The organism is Tenacibaculum salmonis, from assembly GCF_041053065.1.
Classification (GTDB): domain Bacteria; phylum Bacteroidota; class Bacteroidia; order Flavobacteriales; family Flavobacteriaceae; genus Polaribacter; species Polaribacter pacificus_A.
The window spans coordinates 1106718-1128329 of record NZ_JBFCVV010000001.1 but is presented as its reverse complement, the minus strand read 5'-3'; the positions used below and the strand labels follow the sequence as shown (position 1 = coordinate 1128329).

Annotated in this window: 18 protein-coding genes; 5 read left to right on the top strand and 13 right to left on the bottom strand. The window is 28.2% G+C overall.

Annotation, left to right across the window (positions count from 1 at the left end):
• Positions 1-8: 8 nt before the first annotated feature.
• Complete coding sequence (locus tag AB0T67_RS04815) at positions 9-767, top strand: phosphoribosyltransferase family protein (RefSeq protein WP_369219374.1); 759 nt, start codon at positions 9-11, stop codon at positions 765-767.
• 86 nt (positions 768-853) lie between these two features.
• Here AB0T67_RS04815 and AB0T67_RS04810 read toward each other — a convergent pair whose 3' ends face one another.
• The 13 genes from AB0T67_RS04810 to uvrA form a co-directional block, all read right to left on the bottom strand.
• Positions 854-3307: an alpha-ketoacid dehydrogenase subunit alpha/beta gene (locus tag AB0T67_RS04810; RefSeq protein WP_369219373.1), complete on the bottom strand. Its 2454-nt coding sequence runs from the start codon at positions 3305-3307 to the stop codon at positions 854-856.
• 119 nt (positions 3308-3426) lie between these two features.
• Positions 3427-6198, bottom strand: a complete 2772-nt coding sequence (locus tag AB0T67_RS04805; protein ID WP_369219372.1) for a gluzincin family metallopeptidase — start codon at positions 6196-6198, stop codon at positions 3427-3429.
• A gap of 105 nt (positions 6199-6303) precedes the next feature.
• A complete protein-coding gene (locus tag AB0T67_RS04800) occupies positions 6304-7014 on the bottom strand; it encodes an LOG family protein (protein WP_369219371.1) in 711 nt (236 codons plus the stop codon).
• A gap of 291 nt (positions 7015-7305) precedes the next feature.
• Positions 7306-7476, bottom strand: coding sequence for a hypothetical protein (locus AB0T67_RS04795; protein WP_369219370.1), 171 nt, complete (start codon positions 7474-7476; stop codon positions 7306-7308).
• A gap of 85 nt (positions 7477-7561) precedes the next feature.
• Complete coding sequence (locus tag AB0T67_RS04790; protein ID WP_369219369.1) at positions 7562-8851, bottom strand: HlyD family secretion protein; 1290 nt, start codon at positions 8849-8851, stop codon at positions 7562-7564.
• Between the two features lie 66 nt (positions 8852-8917).
• Positions 8918-9133, bottom strand: coding sequence for a hypothetical protein (locus AB0T67_RS04785; protein WP_369219368.1), 216 nt, complete (start codon positions 9131-9133; stop codon positions 8918-8920).
• A 119-nt stretch (positions 9134-9252) separates the two neighbouring features.
• Positions 9253-9459: a hypothetical protein gene (locus tag AB0T67_RS04780; RefSeq protein ID WP_369219367.1), complete on the bottom strand. Its 207-nt coding sequence runs from the start codon at positions 9457-9459 to the stop codon at positions 9253-9255.
• Positions 9428-9631: a hypothetical protein gene (locus AB0T67_RS04775; protein ID WP_369219366.1), complete on the bottom strand. Its 204-nt coding sequence runs from the start codon at positions 9629-9631 to the stop codon at positions 9428-9430. Before AB0T67_RS04775 ends, AB0T67_RS04780 begins: the two co-directional genes overlap by 32 nt.
• An 89-nt stretch (positions 9632-9720) precedes the next feature.
• Positions 9721-11907, bottom strand: a complete 2187-nt coding sequence (locus tag AB0T67_RS04770) for a peptidase domain-containing ABC transporter (protein WP_369219365.1) — start codon at positions 11905-11907, stop codon at positions 9721-9723.
• 88 nt (positions 11908-11995) lie between these two features.
• Positions 11996-12190: a hypothetical protein gene (locus AB0T67_RS04765; protein ID WP_369219364.1), complete on the bottom strand. Its 195-nt coding sequence runs from the start codon at positions 12188-12190 to the stop codon at positions 11996-11998.
• Positions 12191-12312: 122 nt separating this feature from the next.
• The gene (locus tag AB0T67_RS04760) at positions 12313-13905 is read right to left on the bottom strand and encodes a vitamin K epoxide reductase family protein (RefSeq protein WP_369219363.1); all 1593 of its coding nucleotides are present in this window, start codon (positions 13903-13905) and stop codon (positions 12313-12315) included.
• A gap of 101 nt (positions 13906-14006) precedes the next feature.
• Positions 14007-14681, bottom strand: a complete 675-nt coding sequence (locus AB0T67_RS04755) for a response regulator (protein WP_369219362.1) — start codon at positions 14679-14681, stop codon at positions 14007-14009.
• Positions 14682-14844: 163 nt separating this feature from the next.
• Positions 14845-17679 (bottom strand): excinuclease ABC subunit UvrA, encoded by a 2835-nt coding sequence (gene uvrA / locus AB0T67_RS04750; protein WP_369219361.1) that lies wholly within the window; start codon positions 17677-17679, stop codon positions 14845-14847.
• Between the two features lie 109 nt (positions 17680-17788).
• Between uvrA and AB0T67_RS04745 the strand changes: the two genes are divergently transcribed.
• The 4 genes from AB0T67_RS04745 (at position 17789) to AB0T67_RS04730 (ending at position 21596) form a co-directional block, all read left to right on the top strand.
• A complete protein-coding gene (locus AB0T67_RS04745; protein WP_271231563.1) occupies positions 17789-18016 on the top strand; it encodes a PspC domain-containing protein in 228 nt (75 codons plus the stop codon).
• Between the two features lie 8 nt (positions 18017-18024).
• Entirely contained in the window at positions 18025-19017 is a 993-nt protein-coding gene (locus tag AB0T67_RS04740) for a potassium channel family protein (protein WP_369219360.1), read from the top strand.
• A gap of 11 nt (positions 19018-19028) precedes the next feature.
• Positions 19029-19928 carry an SDR family oxidoreductase gene (locus AB0T67_RS04735; protein ID WP_369219359.1) on the top strand — a complete coding sequence of 300 codons (900 nt, stop codon included), beginning with the start codon at positions 19029-19031 and terminating at the stop codon, positions 19926-19928.
• A gap of 84 nt (positions 19929-20012) precedes the next feature.
• A complete protein-coding gene (locus AB0T67_RS04730; RefSeq protein WP_271231566.1) occupies positions 20013-21596 on the top strand; it encodes an alanine/glycine:cation symporter family protein in 1584 nt (527 codons plus the stop codon).
• Positions 21597-21612: the final 16 nt, after the last annotated feature.

Genomic DNA, 21612 nt, shown 5'->3' with positions numbered 1-21612 from the left:
AATAAGTTATGAAATACGAAATAAAGAAATTTAATGATGGACAAATAACAGTTAAAATCCTTGAAAAAGGAAATTTACATGTTAAAATTAGAGGAAATAGTTATGAAGATTTATTTCGTATTGCATCGATAAAAGAAGCTTGGGATGCTGAGAATCGTTTAAATAAAACAGCCACAGCGATACTTACTATTTATTGTTTGATAGGGCAACGTTCTGATAGACGATTTTATGAAAAAGAATCTTTTGATTTAAAAGTAATTGCGAATTTTATAAATTCAATGCATTTTGATAAAGTTGAAATTTTACATCCGCATAGCTCAATAAGTTTAGCTTTGATAAATAATTCAACAGAAATAAAAAGTTATGAGTTTGTGAAAAAAGCATATAACACTATTGGAAATCCAATATTGATAAGCCCTGATGCAGGAGCATATAAAATAACTCATGAAATAGCTAAAAAATTATCCGCAGATTTAATTCCGTCAAATAAAGTACGAATAGCGGGATTTCCAAAGATAACAATTCAAGGAGATGTTAAAAATAAAGAATGTTTAATTGTGGATGATTTAGCTGATGGCGGGAGAACTTTTAATTTTTTAGCTAAAGAATTGAAAAATCAAGGTGCAATAAAAGTGTTTTTATATGTAACACACGGGCAATTTAATTATGGTTTTGATGAACTAAAAGAAAGTATCAATCATATTTATTGTACGAATAGTTATAAAGATATTTCTGATGATTTTGTAACTCAGTTTAAAGTGATTTAAATAATTTTAGAAGATAAAAAAACCTCACTAATTTTAAATTAATGAGGTTTTATTTTTATCAAAAAAGTTTTTATAAATATTGAAATTTAATATAAACTCTTAAATTTAGCAGGATTTGCTTCATTCATAATTGCATATATTTTTTCAAAAATATCTTCAGCCGATGGTTTTGAGAAATAATCTCCATCAGTACCATAAGCAGGTCTGTGTGCTTTTGCAGTTAAAGTTTGTGGTTTGCTATCTAAATATTTGTATCCATTTTGGTTTTCAAGAATTTCTTGTAATAAATAAGCAGAAGCTCCTCCGGGAACATCTTCATCAATAACTAATAAACGATTTGTTTTAGCGATAGACTTTACGGTATCATGATTTAAATCAAAAGGTAATAAACTTTGTGCATCAATAATTTCAATATCAATACCAACTTGTGTTAATTCTTTGGCTACTTCGGTTACAATTCGTAGAGTAGAACCATAAGAAATTACGGTAATATCAGTTCCTTCTTTGATGGTTTCAACAACACCAATCGGAGTTTTAAATTCACCTAAATTGGTTGGTAATTCTTCTTTTAAACGATATCCATTTAAACATTCTATTACTAAAGCAGGATCATCACCTTCTAATAAAGTATTGTAAAAACCAGCAGCTTTGGTCATATTTCTAGGAACTAATACATGAATTCCGCGAATATTATTTATAATTCCACCCATTGGCGAACCTGAATGCCAAATACCTTCTAAACGATGTCCTCGAGTTCTTATAATTAACGGTGCTTTTTGTTTTCCAAAAGTACGATAACGAAGTGTTGCTAAATCGTCACTCATAATTTGTAAAGCATATAGTAAATAGTCTAAATATTGAATTTCAGCAATAGGACGTAAACCACGCATTGCTAACCCAATACCTTGACCTAAAATAGTAGCTTCACGAATTCCTGTGTCTGAGACTCTTAATTCGCCATATTTTTCTTGTAAACCTTCTAAACCTTGATTTACATCACCAATATAACCAGCGTCTTCACCAAAAATTAAAGCTTCAGGATATTTATTAAAAATGGCATCAAAATTATCACGCATAATAACACGTGCATCTACTAAGTTTTTTTTAGGAGTATATTTAGGTGCTTCTGAAACTATTTTTTGAGGAGAAAATGTTGTTTCACTGACTAAATGTGTTGAGAAATTTACAGCTGCATTATCAATAATATCTTTAATAAACTTTTGAAGCGTTTTCTTTTCTATAAAATCTTCATCTTTTAAATAACGTAAACTTTTACGAGTAGCAATTAAAATATCTTTTCTAATAGGTTCAGTAACGCTTGCTAAATCATTTCTATATTTGGTGATAAATGAGCCATTATTACTTTTTTTAGCGATTACATCTAATAAAGTAACAGCAATAGTAACTTCGGCTTTTATTTCATTTGTATAAACAGTCCAAGCATCTCTTTTAGCCTGACTTACTTGTTTTTTTGCTTGTTTTTCAATATCAAGTAATTCTTCTTCGGAATCAATAAGTTTTAAAATATTTCCATTTTCATCTTGTAATTCAAATTCTAAAATCCACTTTCTCATTTGAGTTATGCAATCAAAATCTTCTTCCCATTGTAAACGTTCGGTAGATTTATAACGTTCATGAGATCCAGAGGTTGAATGTCCTTGAGGCTGTGTTAATTCTTTTACATGAATTAATACAGGAATATGTTGTTCTCTGGCAATTTTACCAGCCTTGTTATAAATATCAATTAGTTGTACATAATCCCATCCATTCACGACAAAAATTTCATAACCGTTAGTATTATTTTCTTTTTGAAATCCTTTTAAAATTTCAGAAATACTTTCTTTTGTTGTTTGATGTTTTGCATGTACCGAAATACCGTATTCATCATCCCAAACACTCATCACCATTGGTACTTGTAAAACACCAGCAGCATTTATTGTCTCAAAAAATAAGCCTTCGGAAGTACTTGCATTTCCGATAGTACCCCAAGAAACTTCGTTTCCTTTATCAGAAAAATTAGTGAAATTTTCTAAAGATTTTACGTTTCTATAAATTTTAGAAGCCTGTGCTAAACCTAATAAACGAGGCATCTGTCCTGCAGTAGGAGAAATATCTGAAGATGAATTTTTTTGAGTAGTTAAGTTTTTCCATTTACCATCTTCATCTAACGAATGTGTTGCAAAATGACCTCCCATTTGTCGACCAGCTGACATCGGTTCAATTTCAATATTATTGTGCCCATATAACCCTGCAAAAAATTGTTGAGGACTTAATTCATCAATAGCCATCATAAATGTTTGATCTCGATAATATCCTGATCTAAAATCTCCATTTTTAAAGGCTTTTGCCATAGCTAATTGTGGAACCTCTTTACCATCACCAAAAATACCGAATTTAGCTTTACCAGTTAAAACTTCTCTACGTCCTAATAAACTACACTCTCTACTTAAGCGAGCAATTCGGTAATCATTTAAAACATCATTTTTAAAATCTTCAAAAGAAATTTGTTCAGTATTAGCTATTTCAGTTTTTTGCATCATAATTGTCTGGTTTTTGGTCTGGTTACAAAGATAGCTTTTTTAGTTGAAGTTTAAAAATATTAGCTTTAATTGAATATTATGCAATAAAATAGTTATTATATTGTGTTTTATTGTATTTTCTACAAGAAACTTCTTCTTATAAAGTTATAAATTCTATCAACACTCGTTGTAATTACAAATCTAATTTTTGTAGGATAGGCTTCTTTCGTTATTTCAAAGCCTTCGTTTGTGTAAATAGGAAAGTAAAATTCAAAAATATTTGGAAGAAAATTTAGGCGTATACCGTTTTCATAATAATATTTTGGCGAACTATTTTTATTTATCAATATAGCAAAATCATTATAAATTTCAGTTTTATTAAAAATATTAACACTTGTATTTACAGCAGTAATGAATTTATTTGAAAATTGAGGTTCTTTAAAATTAGATTTAAATCCACCTTGATTAACTATAAATTGTTGGCTAAAAAGTCCTTGGCTTTCTGAACGACCAAATAAGTTTTGTTCAAATAAATAATCAGCACCATTATTTAAAGCAAAACTATAGTAATTTCCTTCAGATTTATTGTAAAAAAAATATCCTCCAAAAAACCTTATTTGATAGCTTTTTTCTTCAGTAAAAAATTTACGATATCGAAAATCGGTTGTAATTTTACTAAACTTAGAGTGAAGTTCAGTATTAATAGCATGAGTGGTATTATTAATTGCATCAGAATTTGAGTAAATATATCTAATACTTAAAACATTGTATTTATCTTGTTCTTGTTTGTTAATTTCAACTTCTTTATCTACACTAATTAATTTTGCAACCAATACTTTAAATCCATTTTTACGAAATGTATTTTGCTTAAAAGTAACACTTATAGAAGGTGTAAAAACAGTATATTTAAGTTTTGGAGCATAATGAAAACTACTTCCACTAAAGCCATAACTTATTTTGTAAATGTTAGCGTTTTTTATAAAATGATTATATGAAAAAGAATAAGAACCTGTTAAATTATTACTTTTTGTACTATAATTTGGTTTAATGCTAAATTCAAAATTCTTTTTAAGAAATGATTTATTATTGATTTTTACTCCTAATATAGCACCATCATATAAATTATAATTAAAAGATGGATAGTAAAATAATTGATTGTAATAAGGATTTTCAATATCTTTAAAAAAACGAAATTGTAAAGGTTTATTAATTAAATGATTGTTTACTTTTCTGAAATTATCTAAATAATTATATTCAGGATATGTGTTTTCAAAATTTAAAGCAAGCTTATTAAAATTACCTTTTTTAATTTTAATGGTTTTTATAGAATCTATTCTTGTAATCCATTTTTTAAATTTTATTTCTTTTTTATGTATTCCATATAAGGCAATAGGAGATGCAAAATTTCTTTTGTTTTTAATGATTACTTCTAGTGAATCATTATTTTTAGTACTTTTTACTTTGGTTATTTTGTAATCAATCTTTTTAGTTGTTTTTATATATTCATCAAAAAACCAATCTAAATTTTTTGAAGTATTTTTTTGAAGTATTTTTTGAAATTGTTCTGTAGTACTTAATTTTAATTGATTTTTTGCATAAAATTCTTGTATCGATTTAACTAAAGTATCTCCACCGATAAAATCTTGAAGATATAATAAACCTAAACCAGCTTTGTATTTATTAACAATTTTCCGATTGAAATTAGAAAGAGAATCCGAAGGAGTATTTAATGCTTGATCATAAAATTTACGAGCATTAAATTGATAGACAAAAGCATATTTATCTAATTGTTTTAATTTAGAAATATTATATGTTTTTAAAGGCCAATATTTGGAATATTTTCCTAAAATCGTAACATTAGGATAGTATTCTTTTATATATTTCATCATTAAAAAAGTTTCTAAACCATCGGTTAGCCAATAATCACTTCGTTTATCTAAGAGTAAAATATCTTCGATATATTTTCTGGTAAGCGCCTTAAAAAAGTTAATTTCCCATTTAAAATTGGTAGGAAATGGATTTAACCAATGTGGAAGCCTATAAATTTCATGAAGTGAGTTTTTAGTAACAGTACTTGCATCAACAAAAATTTCGGTATGTGGATGTTTTCCTAAATAACCTTCAATAAAATCAATTTGTTTATTGATGATTTTTGATGTTGTTTGATGAGGAACATTTTTTAAATAAGTATCGGTTTTTATTTCTTTTCTTTTTGTTTTAAAAGAAGTGAAATTATTAATAGAGTCGATATGAAGAATAATATCTTTTTTTAGTTTACCTACTAAATAATAATTAATGTGTGTTTTTAGTGTTTTTTTATGCTGATATAAATTACTTTCAAGCGTATATTTTTTAGGGATATCAATATTTATGATGTAGTTGGTTGGATTTTCATATAAATCATCAATATTTAAATTACTCATTAAATGCCATTTTTTTTTGTAAACAGCAGGAGTGATGTGCCAAAAACGCAAATGATATCCATTTTGTGTTTTTCCGTATCTAGTAAATTTTGCACTCGGAATTTTTACAATATAAGTAGCTGAAATTAGTACACTATCTTTAGGTTTCAGTGTTTTATTTAACATTACTTCAATAATATCAGCTTTTATTTTTTTTAATGAGACATGTTTATAATTTGCGTTAATACTAAAAATTTTAGTATTTCCTCTCTCTTTTTCTTTTGCAAAATGAAAATTTTTTGAGTAATCTTCAATAAAACGTTTTGCTAAAGGAGTGTTATTGTTTTTAAAACTGTTTGCCCAGTTGTGAAGAAAAATAGATTTCAGGTTATCTGATGAATTATTATAGAAAACCGTTTTTTGTTGAATATAAAGCTGGTTTTTTGTTACGTCTAATTTTGCTTTTATTTCAATCGAATTTGTTTGTGCTGTAAGTGTATAACAGTACAAAAATAAAAAGTATATAAAAAGGTCTAATTTATGTTTCAAATTTAAAATCAACTTAAATGTGAAAATAAAAAAACTCGTTGAATATTCAACGAGCTTTAAGTATTTTTAGAAATTTGGTTTTAATTGATGCTTCGCATAAAACTTATTTAAATGATCAATTGCTTCATCGGCAGTATCAACAAGTCTAAATAAATTTAAATCTTTTTCACTGATATTTCCTTCTTCTAATAAGGTGTTTTTAATCCAATCTAATAAACCACTCCAGAATTTTTTTCCGACTAAAACAATAGGAAAACGACCAATTTTATTGGTTTGTATTAAAGTAATAGCTTCAAATAATTCATCCATAGTTCCAAAACCACCAGGCATAACAACAAAACCTTGCGAGTATTTTACAAACATTACTTTACGAACAAAAAAGTAATCGAAATCTAAACTTTTCCCTTGATCAATCCAAGGATTATCGTGTTGTTCAAAAGGTAAATCAATATTTAAACCAACAGAAACTCCTTTTCCACGATTAGCTCCTTTGTTACCAGCTTCCATAATTCCAGGTCCTCCGCCAGTAATTACACCAAAACCATTTTGAGTTAATTTATAAGCAACTTCTTCGGCAAGTTTATAGTATTTATCTTCTGGTTTTGTTCTGGCTGAACCAAATATAGATACACATGGGCCTATTTTACTTAATTTTTCATAACCTTCAACAAATTCAGCCATAATTTTAAAAATGGCCCAAGAGTCGTTTGTTTTTATTTCGTTCCAAGTTTTTGGTTGTAATTTTTCTTGTATTTTTCTATCATCATTCGGATTCATAATCTTAATATTTTTTTTAAAATAATTATAATAACAATTAAATTAGACTAAAACCATAGTAAGTCTAAGTAACCAATTTACTTTTTTTAATAATACTACAGGTAAAAAAAATGTTTTTTTTAATTAAAAAAAACTTGTTAATTGTTTTTATATGTGATTAGAAGAATTGATGAATTTTGTAAAGAGTAAAGTATGTCACAGCTTAAAAGTAAAAAAGACTTACTTTAGTTTTTTAACAGAAGTAAGTCTTTTTCTTTAAAAACCTATTATAGTACTTTTTAAATTTAAGTATTATAAAGCTCTAACACAAGTACCATTACGGTGGTCTGAACTACAAAGAAAACCAATAGAACATCCTGTATTTGGAAATTTACCGAAATGACAACGTGCAAGACCACCATTAACTTCTTTTTGTTCTGCTTTATTTAAAACTTTCCCTAAGTTTAAAATTGAATTTTTCATTTTAATTGATTTAATTAAATTTGATTAAATCCTTGAAAATTTAAAGACACTCAAGGTTTGTGTCTATTGCTCGCGAGAGAATTTTTTATTTAACAATATTTCTTAGTTGATAGAAAAAACGTTCTATCAATCGTAAATCTTCGGTTACTATATCGGCAGTTCCTTTCATTTCTTGTCTGAAATAAATTGTTTTTCCGTAAGTAGTTTTTAAATCTTGTGGCAATTCAACATCAATTAGATAATTACCTTTTTCATCAGGAATTTGTGAAATAGAAAGAATTTTCCCATTTAATTCACCAAATTCATCAGAAGGATAGTTTAGTAGTTTTATTTGTACTCTTTGCCCTTTTTTTATTTTTCCAGAGTTTGCAGCAGGTGCTTTTATTTTACCGATATAAGAATTATCCTTAGTAGGAATAATAGTGAAAATTAATTCACCTGTTTTTACTGTTTGATTTGCATTCCAAAAAGATAAAAAAGATACTTTACCATTTATAGAACTGGTTAAAGCATATTGTTTTTCCCAATCTTTTAGTGATTTTTTTAAGTACAAAAATGATTGAATAGCTTTCTTTTTTAAGCGAGAATCATTTTGTGTTTTTTTTATAGAAGTACCTTTCAAATTTTTAGAAGAGTTATTGATCAACTCTCTAATTTGTGAAATGGAAGCTTCTAAACTTTTATAAGCTCTTCGAGATTGTAATAATTCTATTTCTTTTTGTTCTTTTTCTTTAGCAGAAATAACGCCTTGATTAAACATTTTTTTGCTTCGATTAAGATCTATTTCTTTAAACTCTAATTCTCTTTTATTGAGGTCTTTTTGAGATAATAAAATTTGTAAACGTCCTTTTGCTTCAATAACTGACATTTTATTGGCAAAGCTTTCCGATTTATAAGGTGCTAATTTTTCATTTAAAATATATTCAGAATAATCATTCTCAAATTGAGAAAAGCTAGTGGTAATATCTCCTAAAACTAGTGGTGGTAATTTTTCAATAGGAAAAGAAAAAATTTCTTGATTTCTATTAATGGTATCGACAATGCTTTTTAAAAGTAAAACATCTTTATAATCTGCACTATTTTCTATAACAGCGAGTATTTCATTTTTAGAAACAATTTGAGCTTCATTGGTTAAAAAAACTTCAAATTGTCCTGTGGATTTTGCATATATTTTTTCAGGAGGAAAAGAGGTGGTAACCATTACTTGTGAAGAAATAATATCAGGATATTTAACAAACCAAGTGATAAATAATAGCATAATAATAAGCCCTAAAAATAAGGTGTTTCCCCAGCGAATCATCCAATTAGGTACTTTGTTTAATATTTCTTGTACTTCTTCGCTACGTATTTCTATTTCTTGATTATTTTGTGGCATGTATTATTATAAGTAATTTGAAAAAGGAGGTGTTTATTCCTCCTTTTTTTATATGATATTGAAATTTTACTGTCTAGGGTAAGGGTTTAAGTCATAGTAACTAGAACAGATATTTAAACAGGTACTACTATTTGGATAATTCTTGTTACATTTATCTACGCAAGCTCCTACATATGACTCGTCAGTTCCAACACCTGGTGATCCAGGTAAACCTCCTCCGTTAACATTTTTCTGTTCTGCTTTGTTTAAAGCTTTCCCTAAGTTTAAAATTGATTTTTTCATAAAATAATTTAAATTTGATTAAATCCTTGGTAATTTAAAGACACTCAAGGTTTGTGTCTATCACTTTTTTGCTACGTATTTATATTTCTTTATTATTTAAATGAATGTTTCTTGATCTATTAGTGAGAACAAGAACAATTATCATAATTAAAAGATCCACCTGAAGCATAGCACTCGCTCACCTTAGATTTATCTGAAATACATTTCTTCCAGCCTCTTGTACCACCACCATTAACATTTTTTTGTTCCACTTTGTTTAAAGCTTTTCCTAAGTTTAAAATTGATTTTTTCATTTTACCAAGGATTATTATTATTTGAACAGACATCTCTCGTACAGATATAATCTGGATCTTCACCTATAAAAGGATAGTTGTTAATCCAAAATCCTTGTGTTCTAGTACAGCAAAATTGGAAAGGAGTTGGTACATATCCTCCATTAACATTTTTCTGTTCCGTTTTGTTTAAAGCTTTCCCTAAGTTTAAAATTGATTTTTTCATTTTAAAATAATTTAAATTTGATTAAATCCTTGAAAATTTAAAGACACTCAAGGTTTGTGTCTATTCTCCGCGAGAGAATTTTTTATATATTATTTACCCAAATTTAACTGATTTTTCACCAAATGATAATAACTACCATTTAGTTTAATAAGTTCTTCATGAGTTCCTTTTTCTATGATTTTTCCTTTGTCTAATACCACAATTTGATGTGCATTTTTAACCGTACTTAATCTGTGTGCAATTACAACCGCTGTTTTGTCAGCAAAAAACTTGTTAAGTTTTCCCATAATTACTTTTTCATTATTTGCATCTAGGGCAGAGGTAGCTTCATCAAAAAATAAAAATTTAGGGTTTTTATAAACTGACCTAGCAATTAACAAACGTTGTTTTTGCCCAGTACTTAATCCGTTGCCTTCACTTCCTATTTTTGTGTTATATCCTAAAGGAAGTCCATCGATATAATCTGAAATATTAGCCACATTTATAGCATGAGCTAATTTTTCTTTATCAACGTAATCTTCTCCTACGGCAATATTTTTAGCAATAGAATCATTAAAAATATAGCCCTCTTGCATAACTACGCCACAGTTTTTTCGCCATTTTTTTTGAGAAATATTTTTTAGATTAAAATTATCAACGATAATATCTCCGTCATTTACTTGATAAAAACCGAGTAATAATTTCATTAAAGTAGTTTTTCCACTACCACTAGCACCAACAATTGCCGTGGTTTTATTTGCAGGGATTTCTAAGGATAAATTATGAAGTACGGGTTCTAATCCTCCTGTATATCTGAATGAAATATTGTTTAATTTGATTGTTGAATTTTCAGGAATATGTGTCATTTTTTCATCGCTAGGCTTTTCTTCATCTTCCATATTATGAATTTCGCCTAACCTGTCAATAGATATTTGAGCATCTTGAACATCACGCATAAAGTTAATCAGTTGCGTAATTGGTCCGTTTAATTGACCTACGATGTAACTAATTGCCATCATCATACCTAAAGTAATTTCACCATCAATCACCAATTTTGCTGATAAAATAGTAATGAACATATTTTTAAGTTCATTAATAAAATTAGAACCTACACTTTGAGTTTGCTCTAAAGCTAAACTTTTAGTAGCTACTTTAAATAACCGAGCTTGTACATATTCCCAGTTCCAACGCATGCGTCTTTCAGCATTATGAAGTTTAATTTCTTGCATTCCGTTAATAAGTTCAATCACTTTACTTTGTTCTTGACTTACTTGTGAAAACTGTTTATGGTCTAATTCTTTTCGTTTTTTGAAGAAAAATAAAACCCATCCGAAGTATAAAAAACTTCCTATTACAAAGACTCCAAATATTTGTAAACTGTAATATCCTAATACTAAACTGAAAATAATTAAGTTGAAAAATGAAAATAATACGGTTAAAGAAGAAGTGGTTAATATTCTTTCAATACGCTTATGATCGTTTATTCTTTGTAATAAATCTCCCGTCATTCGCACATCGAAATAGGAGATAGGGAGTTTCATTAATTTGATGAAAAAATCAGAAATTAATGAAATATTTATACGTGTACTTAAATGTAATAAAATCCAGCTACGAATAATTTCTAAAGAAGCTTTTCCTACAAATAGAAATAATTGAGCGAAAAGAATAAGATATATAAAATTTAAATCTTGATTTTTAATACCAACATCAACAATACTTTGTGTTAAAAAAGGAAGAATTAATTGTAATAAACTACCCGCTAAAAGCCCGATAATTAATTGAATTATAAATTTTTTGTATTTGAATAAGTATTTGAATATAAATGAAAATCCAAATTTCTCGTCTTCTTCAAATTCTTCTTGATAAAATTTTGGTGTTGGTTCTATTAATAAGGCAATTCCTTCTTCGGTGTTTTCATCAGCATTATTACCAATCCAACTTTGTATAAACTCTTCTTTTGTAAAAGTAATAAGCCCGTGTGCAGGATCAGAAATATATACAGTATCTTTTTTTATCTTATAAAGAACCACATAATGGTTTTTATTCCAGTGTAAAACACAGGGTAAAGGAGCTTCTTTAAGTTTGTTAAAAGCGAGTTTAATTCCTAAAGATTTAAACCCCATAGATTCAACAGCATCACTCAGTCCAAGCAAACTACTTCCTTCTCGAGTTGTTTCACTTAAACTTCGTAATTGTTGGGTATTAATTGTTTTACCATAATGTTTAGATATGATTTTTATACAAGTAGGTCCACAATCTTTGGATTCAGTTTGTTGGTAGTTTGGGAATTTTTTCAATGAATTTATTTAATAAATATTTGATATGGATACTTTTTAAAAGCCTTAATTAAAATAATTAAGGCTTTTTTGTTCTAATGTTAAAAAATTATAAAGAGCAATTATCAACACAAGTTTCAAAAAGACCATCTGTTTGAGGAGTATATCTTCTACAAGGAGAATTGGCACACCATTCACGTATTTTTCTTAGTGAAGAACCATAGCCAGGATGCCCTCCACCATTAACTAATTTTTGTTCTGTTTTGTTTAAAGCTTTTCCTAAGTTTAAAATTGATTTTTTCATTATTATAATTAATAAAGTTATTTTTGCAGTGAACATTTAAAGACACTCATTTATATGTCTATTCTTCGTGAGAGAATATTGTTTAATTCAAAGCCCTTTTTAGGGCTTTGTTTTTTTGTACTTTATAAAGTTATTGCTACTTCTTGACTTTTTTCTTCTAACTCTTCAATAAAAAATATCAAATCTGTTCTGTTGTATTCTTTAGGAAAAGATTTTCCATTTATTAATATTTCAGGAGTAAAATTGATGGCATTTTCTTTACTCCAATTACTTCCTTTTTCTAATTCAGAAATATAATAATTGACATCAGCACAATTTCCCCATTTATGTAACCAAGCTTTTGTATTTCCATCTTCATATATTTCAGACATTGCTTTTAAACAAATATTTTCACCTTGCTTGTCGTAAATTTCTAATAATCTAGTTGTTATTTTAAGTAAATTATCTTCTTTATTTTCTGAATTTATATTAAAACGAGTAATTATTTTTACATTTTGATGATACCTGTGTAATATTTCTTCAATATGTTTATGAACAGGTTTGCAATGCCCACAAAAAGGATTCGTTATTAGTACAATTTCTAAATTTGAGTTTTTATCACCAAAAACCATTTCTTTGGTATTTGATAATTGAGTGTTTAATTGTGGCGATTTTTCTAATAAACTTTCAAAAAGTGTGTAATTTCTTTTAAATTTTACACTCTCTATTTTTTCAATTTTTAATTGATGAATATCCGTTAATAAAGGTTTTATATAATTCCATATTAAGCAAGTTGATAATACTATTATGCTAAAAACAATCGCATCTGTAATTATAAAACTATAGTCATTATAGATGTTTGTAGTTATTGGTATTAAAGCTTGTAACCACAAAACTCCTACAATAGTTAAACATAATAAACACCATTTTTTTATTACTGCGTATTGATAGTATATTGAGTATAATGTAACAGGAATAGCAACTAAACTAATAGTGTACGATATAATAGGGTTTGATACTTGAATAAAAGTTAAAAGAGTTATGATAGTAAAATATAAAATACTAAAATCACTTAATTTATAGCCTTTAATTATTTCAGCACCTTTTGATGTAAGTACAGCGTCACAATCTTTTTTTTCATCAGCTCCAGAACAAAAAGCAGTTCCAATAACTGTTTTTAAACCTAGTTCTTGTTTTATAATAGCAATACTGGTTATAATTCCTGTTACTGATAATAATAAATAAATAAAAACTTGCCAAGAAGTCGTATTTCTATATACTATAAATAGCGATAAAAGAGCTAAAAAACTTAATATTATTGTTTTTGATACTGTTGTGTTTTTCTTTACAAGTATATTTTCTTCTGTTAATTCTACGGCTACAATAATACCTGTAAATTTTTCAAGAAAATTATTTTCAGATAATCGCTCTTTTTTGTTTTCAGTAGTATGTATATTATATGCTGCTTTATCTTTCTCGATTACAGCTAAACTTTTATCATTAGTTGTTTTAATCTGAGCAATAAAGCAGTTTGGTAACTGCGCTAATGTTTCTTTATTTATAGGCACATCAGCAGCAACATTATCTATATTAAAATGATCTAATACTCCTGTTACAGCATGTAAACTAGGGTATGAAGGATGGCTTTGTATTTGAAAAGAGAGCTCTTCTTTATCAAAAGGGATTTTATTTTTCTTTAATAATTTTTGAACTAAATTAATTAATGTGTCTTTCAAAAGATGTTTTTTAGAATAACTATTTTACTTTCCAAATCTATTTTTTTAATTCTCAAAAAGAATGTAAAAAACCATAATAAAAGTAGGGGGAAACCGTAATTCTATATAAACCCTTTTTCTTTAGCTATTAATATAAGTTCTCTATCACCTTTTTCTGTTACATTAAATGCTTTTTTTAATTGATATTTTCTTTTTTCGATACTTGCTACAGATAAAGGAATATAATTTGGCATATCTTTCATTCTGGATCCTATTGAAAGTTCATATAAAATTTTTCTATCCATACCATCAAGTAAAAAGTTAGATGAAACTTCTTTTCTTAAAAGTTTTAAAATAGAAGCACTGTAAAAAGGAATATTATTTAAAACAGAGTTAATAGCTCTTTTAAATACGGTAGAAGTTAAATCTTTTTTAAGTATAAACCCATCAGGGTTTATTGTTTTAAAAATAGAATGTATTCTAAAATTGTCACCAGAAGTTGTTGATATGATAATTTTAGTATTAGGTAATTTTATTTTGATTGTATTAGCTAAATCTTCTCCGTATATTTTTTTGTTTTCTTGAGGAGATTTTAATTCTAAAACAATTAAGTCGAGAATAATCCCGTTTTTTATAAATTGATTAATTATCTCATAAGCATTTTCAATACAGTATGCTATATTTAATTCTAGTTGATATGGTTTTTTCTTATTTATAGTATTAATAATACTTTTATATGCTTCACATATTAAAGGACAATTATCTATAATTAATACTGATTTTTTTTCTTTTTTCATAAGAGATACTGTAAAAACTAATTTTTCACATGTAAATCTAAATCAAAAAAAATGCGATGGCAATACCCAATACCCCTAAATCATACTTAGGGTTAACCCGATAAAAATAGGGATGACCCTATTTTTGTTAACATTTTATTAACAAAAACAAGGTGTTTTTATATTATTTTAATTCTTTTTTTAGAAATTTAGCTGTATAGCTTGTTTTATGTTTGGCTATTTTTTCAGGGATTCCAGTAACTAAAACTTCTCCACCATTTTTACCGCCTTCCATACCGATATCAATAATATAATCTGCAAGTTTAATAACATCCATATTATGTTCGATAATTAGCACGGTATTTCCTTTGTCTGCAAGTTTATTTAGTACGTTCATTAAAACACGAATATCTTCAAAATGTAAGCCAGTAGTAGGTTCATCTAAAATATAAAAAGTATTTCCTGTATCTCTTTTTGATAATTCCGAAGCTAATTTAATACGCTGTGCTTCTCCACCAGAAAGCGTTGTTGATTGTTGTCCTAAGGTGATATATCCTAAACCAACATCTTTAATTGTTTTTAACTTTCGATGTATTTTAGGAATCAATTCAAAGAAATCGGTAGCTTCATTAATAGTCATATTTAAAATATCAGCAATTGATTTTCCTTTATATCGAATTTCTAAGGTTTCTCTGTTAAATCGTTTTCCTTGACAAGTTTCACAAGTTACGTTAACATCAGGTAAAAAGTTCATTTCGATAACTCTAACTCCGCCACCTTGACAGGTTTCACAACGTCCGCCTTTTACGTTAAAACTAAAACGCCCAGGTTTATAACCTCTAATAGCGGCTTCGGGAGTTTTAGCAAATAAACTTCTAATTTCGCCAAATGTACCCGTATATGTTGCAGGATTTGAACGAGGAGTTCTACCAATTGGAGATTGGTCAATATCAATAACTTTATCAATATGTTCTAGGCCTTCAATTTTTTTATAAGGCATTGGTTTTTTTACACCACGATAAATATGAGCATTTAAAATAGGATATAAAGTTTCATTAATTAAAGTCGATTTTCCACTTCCAGAAACACCTGTAACACAAATCATTTGTCCTAAAGGAAATTTAACAGTAACATTTTTTAAATTATTTCCTGATGCTCCAGAAAGTTTAATAAAATTCCCATTTCCTTTTCTTCGTTCTGTTGGGATGGCTATTTTTTTTCTTCCTGTTAAATAATCGGCAGTTAATGTGTTGTGTAATTTTAAATCTTCAAAAGTTCCTTGACTTACAATTTCTCCTCCGTGGATTCCTGCACCTGTACCGATATCTAATACAAAATCGGCTTGTTCAATCATGTCTTTGTCATGTTCAACGACTAAAACTGAGTTTCCGATATCACGAAGTTTTATAAGCGATTTAATCAGTTTTTCATTATCACGCTGATGTAAACCGATACTTGGTTCATCTAAAATATATAAAACTCCAACTAATTGCGAACCAATTTGAGTAGCTAATCGAATTCGCTGTGCTTCGCCTCCAGATAATGATTTTGAAGTTCTATCTAATGTTAAATAATCTAAGCCAACATCTAATAAAAACTGAATTCTTGTGCGTATTTCTTTTAATATTTCACTAGCAATTATTAATTGTTTTTCTGACAAACTACTTTCAATATCTTTAAACCAAATTGCTAATTCGGTCACGTCCATTTGAGCTAAATCACTAATGTTTTTATTATTGAATTTAAAATGAAGCGCTTCTTTTTTTAATCTTTTTCCTTGGCAGACAGAGCAAGTGACTTCATCCATAAAGTCTTTTGCCCATCGTTTTATAGTAGTACTTTCTGCATTTTTATATTGATTTTCTATAAAAGCGATAATTCCTTCAAAATCAATTTCATAATTTCGAGTTACACCAAGTTCTTTGGAATTTATTTCAAATTTTTCATTTCCACCATGTAAAATAATTTCCAAGGCATTTGCTGGAATTTTATTTATTGGATCGGTAAGTTTAAAATTATGTCTGTCGGCAATTGTTTGTAATTGTTTAAAAATCCAACTGCTTTTTTGATTTCCTAAAGGAACAATTCCACCATTTTTGATAGAAATGCTATCATCAGGAATTAATTTTTTTATATTGATTTCGTCTGTAATTCCAAGTCCGTTACAATTGCCGCAAGCACCTCTTGGAGAATTAAATGAAAACGAATTTGGTTCAGGGTTTGGATATGCGATTCCTGTACTAGGACACATTAATTCACGACTAAAATAACGTGGTTTATCATCAATATGAACAGCATCAACATCAATAACCATTAAAATATTATTACCTGTATATAAGGCAGTTTTAATGGTTTCTTCTAAGCGTTTTTCTGATTTTTCATTGATAACTAAACGATCAATAACCACTTCAATATCGTGAGTTTTGTATCTGTCTAGTTTCATTCCTTTAACAATTTCTTTTATTTCGCCATCAACACGAACTCTAACAAAACCTTGTTTGGCTATTTGCTCAAAAAGTTCACGATAATGTCCTTTTCTGGCTCTAATTAAAGGCGCAAGAACAGCTATACGTTTTTCGTTAAAATCTTTTAAAATCAATTTTCTGATTTGTTCATCAGAATAACTGACCATTTTTTCGTTGGTATTATAGGAGTAAGCATCCGAGGCACGAGAAAAAAGTAATCGCAAAAAATCATAAATTTCTGTAATTGTTCCTACTGTTGAACGTGGACTTTTATTCGTAGTTTTTTGTTCGATAGCAATAACTGGCGATAAACCATCAATTTTATCGACATCGGGTCTTTCTAATCCGCCTAAAAACTGACGCGCATATGCCGAAAAAGTTTCAATATATCTACGTTGTCCTTCTGCATAAATAGTATCAAAAGCTAAGGATGATTTTCCGCTTCCGCTTAGTCCTGTAATAACAACAAGTTTTTCACGAGGAATTTTAACATCAATGTTTTTTAAGTTGTGAGCCCTAGCTCCGTATACTTCTATGTATTCTTGTTCTTTCAAAGTGCGTTTTTTACCAGAAAAGCAAAGTTACAGAAACCATCTTTATTTTGAAGCTGATGTTATAAACAAATGATTGTAATTTGGTATCTTGCAACTAAAAGTAATTAATATGAAACTTATTCATGGTGTACGTCATTTTTTTGAACGACATGGTTTTGATGTATCTTCTCGGCTTGCTGATAAATTAGGAATGCGAGCAACTAATGTGCGTTTATTTTTTATTTATATATCGTTTGTAACGGTAGGTTTATCATTTGGTGTGTATTTAACATTAGCATTTTTATTGAAATTAAAAGATATGATTTATACTAAAAGAACATCTGTTTTTGATTTATGATAAAAGCGATGTTTAAATCAAGATTATATAAGGCAATCTTTTTTTCTGTACTTATTTTATCAATAGGAGTAGGCGGGTATTTAATTTTGTTTGATTATTCTTTTATTGATGCTTTATATATGACTATAATTACCATTACCACAATTGGTTTTGGTGAGGTTCATCCGTTTGGAATTGGAGAAAAAATATTTACTATTGGTTTAATATTATCAAGTTTATTTATTTTTGGATATGCTGTTTCTTTGTTTTCAGAATATTTAATAAGTGGGCAATTTTTTGATCAGCTAAAAATAAAAAAAGTGCAAAAAAAAATAGAAAAATTAAAAGGACACACTATTGTTTGTGGATATGGTAGAAACGGAAAACAAGCAATTTCAAAATTATATAGCTATAAGAAAAAGTTAGTAGTCATAGAAAAGTATGAAGATATTATTAAAGAATTAGATGAAAATGAAATATTAAATATTCAAGGAGATGCTACAACCGATGAGGCATTACTAAAAGCTGGAATTTTAAATGCAGATTATTTAATAACAGTTTTACCTTCGGATGCAGATAATTTATTTGTGGTATTAACGGCAAGTCAGTTAAATAAAAAATGTAAAATAATAAGTAGAGCTTCAGAAGAATCTTCTTGTAGTAAACTTAAAATTGCAGGGGCGGATAATGTAATTATGCCTGATAAATTAGGAGGCGCACATATGGCATCTTTAGTAGTTACTCCTGATGTTATCGAGTTTGTAGATAGACTAACAATAGAAGGTGATACAACAGCAAATTTAGAAGAAATAAAGATTGACAACTTACCAAAAGAATATTTGAATAGAACTATTTTAGATTTAGATATACGAAAAAAAACAGGCTGTACTGTTATTGGGTATCATACAAAAAATAAAGAATATATTATCAATCCTGAAGCTTCTTTAAGTCTTAAAGCTGGAGGAAACTTAATCGTTTTAGGTCGTCCTGAACAAATAATTAAACTAAGAGAATTATTTTAATGAAAAACGAAATGAAAAAAGTAATTATTACAGGAACTAATGGATTGTTAGGGCAAAGTTTAGTTAATTTATTATTAGAAGAAAAAGAAAAATATCAAGTAATTGGTTTTTCTCGAGGAGAAAATAGAAGTGGAAGAAATGATTTTGAATATGTTTCTATTGATATTACAGATGAAAAAAACGTATTAAAAAACTTAAAAGAATATCAGCCAGATATTATTGTAAATACGGCTGCAATGACAAACGTTGACGCTTGTGAAGATAATAAAACAGCCTGTGATATTTTAAATATTGATGTTGTTGAAAACTTAAAAATATTTTCAGCCGATAATAATACGCACTTAATTCATTTATCAACAGATTTTATTTTTGATGGTGAAAATGGTCCTTATAAAGAAACCGATACGCCAAATCCATTAAGTTATTATGGTATTTCTAAATTGAAATCAGAGAATATTTTAACGGCATCTAAAATTGATTATACAATCCTTAGAACTATTTTGGTATATGGAAAGGTTTTCGATATGTCACGAAGTAATATTGTACTTTGGGTAAAAAAATCCTTAGAAGATAAAAAAGAAATTACCATTGTTAATGACCAATATCGAATGCCAACTTATGTGGAAGACTTGGCATTAGTATGTAAATTAGCGATTGATAAAAAAGCTATAGGGATTTTTAATGTTTCATCAAAAACACTTTTAAGTATTTACGAAATAGCACAACAAATAGCAGAGGTATTTCAGTTAGATAAAACATTAATAAAGCCAATTACAGCAAAAATATTAAATCAAAAAGCAGTAAGACCCGCTAGAACAGGTTTTGATTTAACAAAGACAAATAATATTTTAAACTTTTATCCAAAGTCATTTAAAGAAGATTTACAGAGATTTAAAGAAAAACTAACTTAAAAACTACATTTAACGCTTAAAAGTTGTTAAAAGTACATTTTTTTATGATATTGCGATAACAAATAAAAAAACTAATATATTTATATGAATAAAAGACTTCTTTCGCTGTTATTACTAATAACACCGATGTTAACATTCGCACAAGAAAAAGGTTTAGCTGAAAAGATAAATGAAGGATTCAAACCTGTTGCTGATGCTTGGGGTAGTTTTGTTTTTTACTCTATTGAATTAGGTGGAGGTGTAAAAATGCCATTGGTAATAATAATGTTATTAATGTCAGGATTAATATTTACTATTTTATTCAAATTTGTAAATATTAGATTGTTTCCAACTTCTATAAATATTGTTAAAGGAAAATATGATGATATTGATCATGTCACTTCAGATATAATGGCAGGAGATCCAACACCAGCTGGTGATGCGATTGAAACAATTAGAGTAGAAGGAGCAGATGGAGAGGTTTCTCACTTTCAGGCTTTAACAGCAGCGCTTTCAGGAACTGTAGGTTTAGGAAATATTGCTGGTGTAGCTGTGGCTTTATCTTTAGGAGGTCCAGGAGCAACTTTTTGGATGGTTATTGCAGGTTTAATAGGAATGTCTTCAAAATTTGTTGAATGTACTTTAGGAGTAAAGTATAGAGATGTTGGAGAAGATGGTACAATTTACGGTGGACCAATGTATTATTTACGAAAAGGTTTAGCCGATGTTGGTAAAAGCACTTTAGGTAAAGTATTAGCAGTTCTTTTTGCTATTATGGTTGTTGGTGGTTCTTTTGGTGGAGGTAATATGTTTCAAGCAAATCAGGCAGCGCAACAGTTTGGTAGTATGATTGGATCGAATGATTTGTCAACTGCTTTAACATTTGGAGTTGTAATGTCTATTTTAGTAGGTGTTGTAATTATTGGAGGAATTAAAAGAATTGGAAATATTACAGAGAAAATTGTACCATTTATGGTAGGTATTTATGTTTTAGCAGCTGTTGTTATTTTAGCAGCTAATTTTTCTTTAATAGGAAATGCATTCGGTCAAATTTGGGACGGAGCATTTAATGCAAAAGGTATTTCAGGAGGTATATTAGGAGTCTTAATTATTGGGTTTCAAAGAGCAGCTTTTTCTAATGAAGCAGGAGTTGGTTCAGCAGCAATTGCCCATTCAGCAGTAAAAACAAAATATCCAGCATCTGAAGGTTTAGTAGCTTTATTAGAGCCTTTTATTGATACTGTAGTAGTTTGTACTATGACAGCCTTAGTAATTATTATTACAAACAGCGATGGAAGTGTTATGACATACGGTACAAAATCACCAGATGGAGTTTTAGCTACATCAAAAGCATTTGCTTCGGTATTACCTTGGTTTCCTTACATTTTAACAATCGCAGTAGTATTATTTGCTTTTTCAACAATGTTATCTTGGTCTTATTACGGTTTACAAGGATGGATGTTTTTATTCGGTCGTTCTAAAGCAGCTGATTATGCTTATAAAATCTTATTTTGTTTATTCGTAATCATTGGTTCTGCAGCAAGTTTAGGTGCAGTAACAGATTTTTCTGATGCAATGATTTTTGCAATGGCAGTACCAAACGTTATTGGTTTATTTTTCTTATATCCTAAGGTAAAAGAAGAATTAACAATTTATTTAGACGCAATAAAAGCCAGAAAAGCATCTTAAAAAATGCATAAAATAT